General features: G+C 67.6%; 6 protein-coding genes. All 6 read right to left on the reverse strand.

Annotated elements, in window-relative coordinates; translation table 11 throughout:
- Positions 1-22: 22 nt before the first annotated feature.
- Entirely contained in the window at positions 23-1,735 is a 1,713-nt protein-coding gene (recN, locus tag E3T47_RS00715; protein ID WP_134553752.1) for a DNA repair protein RecN, read from the reverse strand.
- Positions 1,732-2,652, reverse strand: coding sequence for an NAD kinase (locus E3T47_RS00720; protein ID WP_134553753.1), 921 nt, complete (start codon positions 2,650-2,652; stop codon positions 1,732-1,734). Before E3T47_RS00720 ends, recN begins: the two co-directional genes overlap by 4 nt.
- A gap of 4 nt (positions 2,653-2,656) precedes the next feature.
- The gene (locus E3T47_RS00725) at positions 2,657-3,457 is read right to left on the reverse strand and encodes a TlyA family RNA methyltransferase (protein WP_134553754.1); all 801 of its coding nucleotides are present in this window, start codon (positions 3,455-3,457) and stop codon (positions 2,657-2,659) included.
- 80 nt (positions 3,458-3,537) lie between these two features.
- Entirely contained in the window at positions 3,538-3,693 is a 156-nt protein-coding gene (locus tag E3T47_RS15740; protein ID WP_166805573.1) for a hypothetical protein, read from the reverse strand.
- A gap of 10 nt (positions 3,694-3,703) precedes the next feature.
- Positions 3,704-4,732, reverse strand: a complete 1,029-nt coding sequence (locus tag E3T47_RS00730; RefSeq protein WP_134553755.1) for an HAD-IIA family hydrolase — start codon at positions 4,730-4,732, stop codon at positions 3,704-3,706.
- Positions 4,710-6,197: hypothetical protein (locus E3T47_RS16185; RefSeq protein ID WP_241981825.1), on the reverse strand; the 1,488-nt coding region annotated here is incomplete at its 5' end. The genes E3T47_RS16185 and E3T47_RS00730, both read right to left, overlap by 23 nt.

Below are 6,197 nucleotides of genomic sequence, written 5' to 3' on the forward strand. Positions count from 1 at the left end.
GCTATCACCTGGATTTGATCACTCACTTTTTGAGGGGACGAGAGTTGGATTGGGCAAGGTCGAGCAGTTCCCTGGCATGTTCGAGGCCGCTTTTCGAGTCGGGCAGGCCCGAGAGCAGACGGGCCATTTCGGCGGCGCGGTCGTCGCCGCGCAGCTGCCGCACGCTTGAGGCCGTGACGGATCCATCGCTGTCCTTGACGACGCTGAGGTGGTTGCCGGCGAACGCGGCGACCTGGGCGAGGTGCGTGACGACGATCACCTGCGCGGTTTCGGCGAGTCGGGCGAGCCGACGGCCGATTTCGATCGCGGCGGCTCCGCCCACACCGGCATCGATCTCGTCAAAGACGAAGGTGGGAACCGGGTCGGTGGCGTTGATGACGACCTCGATGGCGAGCATCACCCGGGACAGTTCACCACCGGATGCCCCGCGCGCCAACGCGCGCGGCTCCGCGCCCGTGTGCGGCTGCAGCAGCAGGCGCACGAGATCGCTACCGGTGATCGTAAACTCGGGACCGGGCAGGGCCTCCACGTGCAGCACAGCGTCGGGCATGGCCAACGCGGCGAGCTCGGCGGTCACCCGGGCGCCGAGCTGTTCGGCTGCCGTCTGGCGCAACGCGGTGAGGGCGGCGGCGAGGGTCGTGACCAGTGTGTGGTCGGCATCCGCTTCGCTGCTGAGCTGTTCGATGCGGTCAGAATCGGAGTCGAGCTCGAGCAGCCGGATGCTTCCGACCAGCAGAAATTCGATGGCCTCCTCGAGGCCGCCCGGGTATTTGCGGGCGAGGATGCCCAGTTCGGCGCGGCGTTCCTGCACGATTTCGAGTTCGCGGGCGCCGTCGGCGTCGAGACCGGCCAGGTAGCTGGAGAGTTCGGCGGCGATGTCGGCGACGACGAAACCCACGTTGGCGATGGCGGCAACGAGCGGCGGTAGGGCCGCATCGTGGCCAGCGACCCGGTCGAGGGCACGCCGAGCGGTTTCGAGCAGGGCAACCGTGTCGGGAACGTCGTCGGGGTTGTCTTCGGCCGAAATGAGCTGACGGGCCTGTTCGCCGGCCAAGCGAAGTTCTTCGAGGTTGCCGAGGCGTTCGGCGCGTTCGGCGAGTAGGGCGTCCTCGCCGGGTTGCGGGGCGACCGTTTCAATCTCGGTTAGCGCGGCGCGCAGGTCGTCGGCCTCGCGGGCGCGCAGGTCTCGTTCGGTGACGAGCCGGTCAAGATCGGCCTGGTTGGACTGCCAGCGGTGGAAGGCGTGCTGGTAGTCAGCGAGCACTGCGGCGAGGTCGGGGCCGGCGAAGCGGTCGAGGGCGTCCCGCTGCGCGGCGGCGGAGCGCAGTCGCACCTGGTCGCTCTGGCCGTGCACGACGACGAGGTCGTTGCGCAGGTCGCCGAGCACGCTCGCCGGAGCGCCGCGCCCGCCGACCACCGCGCGGCTGCGTCCTTCGCTCGAGACAGAGCGGCCGAGGATGAGCTCGGGGCCGTCGAGGTCTCCCCCGGCGTCACGCACCCGTTCGGCGACCGAACTGGCGGGGTCGATGACCCAGCGGCCCTGCACGAAACTCTGCGGCTGGCCCTGGCGCACGGTGCCGGCATCCGCTCGATCGCCGAGCAGTAGTCCGAGCGCGGTAACCACCATGGTCTTGCCGGCGCCGGTTTCACCGGTGACGGCGGTGAACCCGGGGCCGAGCGGCAGCGTGGCCTCGGCGATGACGCCGAGGTCGCGAATGAACAGCTCGTCGATCACTCGCGGCCGACCGGTCCGCGCCAGCCCGTGACGGGTAGGTTGAATTTATTGACCAGGCGGTCGGTGAACGGGCCGATGTGCAGGCGGGCCAGGCGCACCGGCACGCTGGAACGGCGCGCGATCACGCGGGATCCTTGCGGGAGGTCGTGGGTGCGGCGTCCGTCGGCGCACAGCACGGCCCGAGCGCCGGTGCGTGAGAGCACCTCGACGGCGAGGGAGGATTCCGGGCCCACCACGAGCGGCCGCGCGAACAGGGCGTGAGCGCTGAGCGGAACCAGCAGCAGGGCTTCGACACCGGGCCAGACGATCGGACCGCCGGCCGAGAACGAGTACGCTGTCGAACCGGTCGGGGTGGACAGCACGACGCCGTCACAGCCGAACGACGACAGCGGTCGACCATCTATTTCGACGACGACCTCGATCATACGTTCGCGGCTGGCTTTTTCGACGGTGACTTCGTTGAGTGCCCAGGTTTCATAGACGACCTCGTCGGCGACCTTGACCCGCACCGAGAGGGCGAGTCGTTCTTCGACCTCGTAGTCGCCCTTGAGGGCGCGACGCACGGCCTCGCCGAGGTCGTCGCGCTCGCTCTCGGCGAGAAACCCGACGTGGCCGAGGTTGATTCCGAGCAATGGAGCCGAGCAGCCGCGCACGAGTTCCGCCGAACGCAGAATGGTGCCGTCGCCGCCGAGCACAATGACGAGTTCAAGTTCGGCAGTTCGCACCGTGTCGCCGAGAATCGCGATGTGCCCATTCAGCTCGGGGCAGGCCGCCAACAGGTCGGCGCGTTCGTCGATGGCGAGCACCGGCACAGCCCCGGCGGCGAGAAGTTGCCTGCAGACCGTTGAGGCGGCTTCGACGGAGTCGGCACGGCCGGTGTGCGCAACTATCAGAAAGTACCGCGGGGTGTCACTCAACTCGTCACGCTCCCACCAGTGCTTCGATCCGATCCATCCATTCTGTCGGATTCGAGCCGCTCGTGGCGTTCATCCAGCACAGATACTCGTGATTCCCGGCCGCCCCGATGATGGGTGAGGCGATCACGCCGCAGGTTTTCAGGCCGAGGTCGTGACCGGTCCACAACACACCGGCCACGGAGTCGCTGCGCAGGCCCTTGTCGTGCACGATACCCTCGCGAATGCCGCCGCGGCCTACCTCGAACTGCGGTTTGATCAGCAGCACGAAGTCGGCGCCGGGCGCGGCCGTGGCGACGAGGGCCGGTAGTACGGTGGTGAGCGAGATGAATGACAGGTCGGCCACGACGAGGTCGGGTCTTTGCGCGACTCCGGATGCCCCGGCGAGCGTTTCCGGGGTCGCATAGCGAATGTTGTACCCCTCGACCAGCTGCAGCCTCGGCTCGGTCTGCAGCTGCGCGGCGAGCTGGCCGTGGCCGACATCCGCGGCGATGACCTGGGCGGCGCCGCGTTCGAGCAGCACCTGGCTGAAACCACCGGTGCTCGCACCGGCGTCGAGCGCCGTGCGGCCGGTGACGCTGATGTGGAAGGCGTCGAGGGCGGCGTTGAGCTTGTGGGCGCCCCGGCTGACGTAGTGGTCGGTCGCGGCCACCTCGAGAACCGAGTCCGCTGCCACTTGGGTGCTGGCCTTCACGACCGGCACCCCGTTGACGGTGACGAGACCGTCGGCGATGAGTTTAGCGGCGACCGTTCGGGAGCGAACCAGCCCACGATCGGCGAGGGCAACGTCGAGGCGGGTGGCGGGCATCCGTTCTGAGAGGCTATCAACCGGAGTGGCGTCGTTCACGGGCATAGGTGCATCTGTTTCAGGGTCGTATGGGGTGTCGGTCATGCCATGCCCGTCGGGTCGGTATCAGCGTCTTCGAGCCGTGCGAGCAACTGCTCATGCAGCCGCCCGAACGCTTCGGCGCGCTGTTCGAGTGGCTGGGTCTCGATGTCGGCCAGCTGCGCTGCGACATCGACCGGCTCGGGTTCGGGTTTCACGCTGTCTAGGCTACTGCGCGAGATACAGTCGCTCCGGTACGTTGAGGCCGTAAATGGCCCGCCCGGACCGGTAGATCGCAGCGCACGCGGCGCGCAGCAGGTTGATTCCGCCGTCACCGTCCTTGACGATGTGCACGTCGTTACCGGTGACGCGCACGCTCGCGCCGTTCACCGTGGCGGTCGTGCCGTCCTTGGAGAACACGGTCTCCGGGTAGGGTTCGTGCAGCTGCTGCAAGTTTTCGAGGATAAACGCCGGGCGCGATTCCTTATCGGCAGCAAGGACCTGCTTTGCCCGGTCGATGCCGGTGAGCACGAGAACGGCGGGAATTCCGGCCCGGTTCGCACCGAGAATATCGGTGTCGAGACGGTCACCGATGAAGAGGGCGTTCTGTGCGCCGAAGCGCCGCGTGGCCTCCAAAAAAATCGCCGCTTCGGGCTTGCCAGCCACGAGCGGGAGCCGGCCGACTGCCGTGTGCACCGCCGAGACGAGCGTGCCGTTTCCGGGGGCGATGCCGCGGGCGACCGGAATGGTCCAGTCGGTGTTGGTCGCGATCCACGGAATGCCCGTGCCGACGCCGTCGGCGTTGAGAGCGAACGCCGCCTCGGCCAGATGCACCCAGCCGACCTCTGGTGCAAAGCCCTGAATGACCGCCGCCGGCTTGTCGTCGGCCGATCGGGTCACCACGAATCCGGCCTTAACGACCTCGTCGACGAGACCGTCGCCGCCGATGACGAGGATGCTGGCACCGGCGTCCACCTGCTCCGCGAGCAGCCGCACGGCCGCCTGGGGAGAGGTGACGACATCCGCTGCGGCCACGTTCAGCCCAAGCTGGGTGAGGTGGTCGGCAACTGACTGGTCGGTGCGCGAGGCGTTATTGGTGATGTAGCCAACGCGAATGGTCTCGGCGGCACGATTCAGGCTCTCGACAGCGAAGGGAATCGCTGCCGGGCCCGCGTACACCACACCGTCGAGATCGGCCAGCAGAACGTCAACGCCGGCGAGCGGCGTCGGCGGCTCAGGCTTTCGGCGATGCAGCATCCGGCTCCGTCGCGGTGTTGTTGACACTGTCGCTCGAAGCGGATGCCGCAGCGTCGGACCCAACGTGCGTCACGTCGATCTCTTCGTCACCTTCAGCGGTGGTTACCGCTGCGGTCACGATGTCGTCGGTTTCGTCGATATCGAACGCGGCTGGCTGGTCGACCGACCCGAGCCCGGCTGCGGAGACTACCCGAGCGGCTTCACCAGCAGCCACTGTTTCGTCGTCATCATCATCATCAACATCGCCGGCGGCAAAGTACGCGCGGGCATCGTCGTCGTTCTCTTCTATCTCTTCGATTTCAATGGTTTCGTCATCGTCATCGGAGGCGCCCAGGGCGGCGTCGGCGCGGGAGGCCCGCTCGAGCCACTCATCGGCTTCGTCATCGCGGCCGAGCTCGGTCAGCACCTCAGCGTAAGCAGCGAACAACTCTGGACTGTAGGAGAAGGCCGTGTTGGGGTCGAGCTGGGGAATTTCGAGTTCGACGAGCGCGGCGTCCGTTTCGCCAAGGTCGAGGCGCGCACCGGACATTGCGATGGCCAGACCCACCTGCACGGACGGAGAGAGCGTGCTGCGATCGACCGACCGGCCAAGCTCGAGGGCACGGTCGGGGCGGTCGACGCCGCGTTCGCTGTCGACCATAAGGGGTAGCTGGTCGTTCGAGCCCGAAATACGACGGTAGGTGCGCAGTTCGCGTAAAGCGAGGGCGAAGTCGCCGGTGGCGTACGCGGTGATTGCGAGGCTCTCGCGCACGACACCGATGCGGCCGGCCCGACGGGCGGCGCTCATCACGTGCTGGTGCGCGAGCTGCGGGTTCTCGTCGATGACGCGGGCGGCCATTGCAAGGTGTCGGCCGACAGTTTCGGCGTTCTCCTTGGTCAGCGTCTTGAGTTCGTTGCGCGCAATGCGGTCGAGATCATTGGCCGAAATGTCGTCGGGAAGTTCCGGGTCATCGTGGCGCGGACGCACTGAACGCAGCTCGCGCTGCATGCGCTGTTCTTCGGTCATCTCCTCTTCGACAACGCGGGCATCGCGGTCGTTTCGGGCCGGAGCGCCGTCACGGGTCCACAGCTTCTTACCGGCATCGACGCGCGGCGCACCGGCACGGTTCGGTGAACCGCCGCGCTGGGTCCACGGCTTGTTGTCGTTTTCGCTGCGTGGGCGGTCATTGCTCGGCCGGTCACTGCGAGGGCGGTCACTGGTGGGCCGGTCGCTGCGTTCGGGCCGGTCGCCATCCTTGGCCCACGGCTTGCGGTCCCCGCCCTGCACAGGCCGGTCCGAGTTGCCGCGGTACGGAGCACGATCGCCCTGCGCCGGCCGGTCCGAGTTGCCGCGATACGGAGCACGGTCGTTCCCGCCGGAAGGCCGGTCCGAGTTGCCGCGGTACGGAGCACGTTCGCCCTGCGCCGGACGGTCCGAGTTGCCGCGGTACGGAGCACGATCGTTCCCGCCGGAAGGCCGGTCCGA

Source organism: Cryobacterium ruanii, from assembly GCF_004404055.1.
GTDB classification, from domain to species: Bacteria; Actinomycetota; Actinomycetes; order Actinomycetales; family Microbacteriaceae; genus Cryobacterium; species Cryobacterium ruanii.

Bases quoted from the DNA above. Each gene is read 5' to 3' on its own strand.
- E3T47_RS00730 (WP_134553755.1), bottom strand. From the start codon at position 4,732: ATGCTGCATCGCCGAAAGCCTGAGCCGCCGACGCCGCTCGCCGGCGTT.
- E3T47_RS00725 (WP_134553754.1), bottom strand. From the start codon at position 3,457: ATGCCCGCCACCCGCCTCGACGTTGCCCTCGCCGATCGTGGGCTGGTT.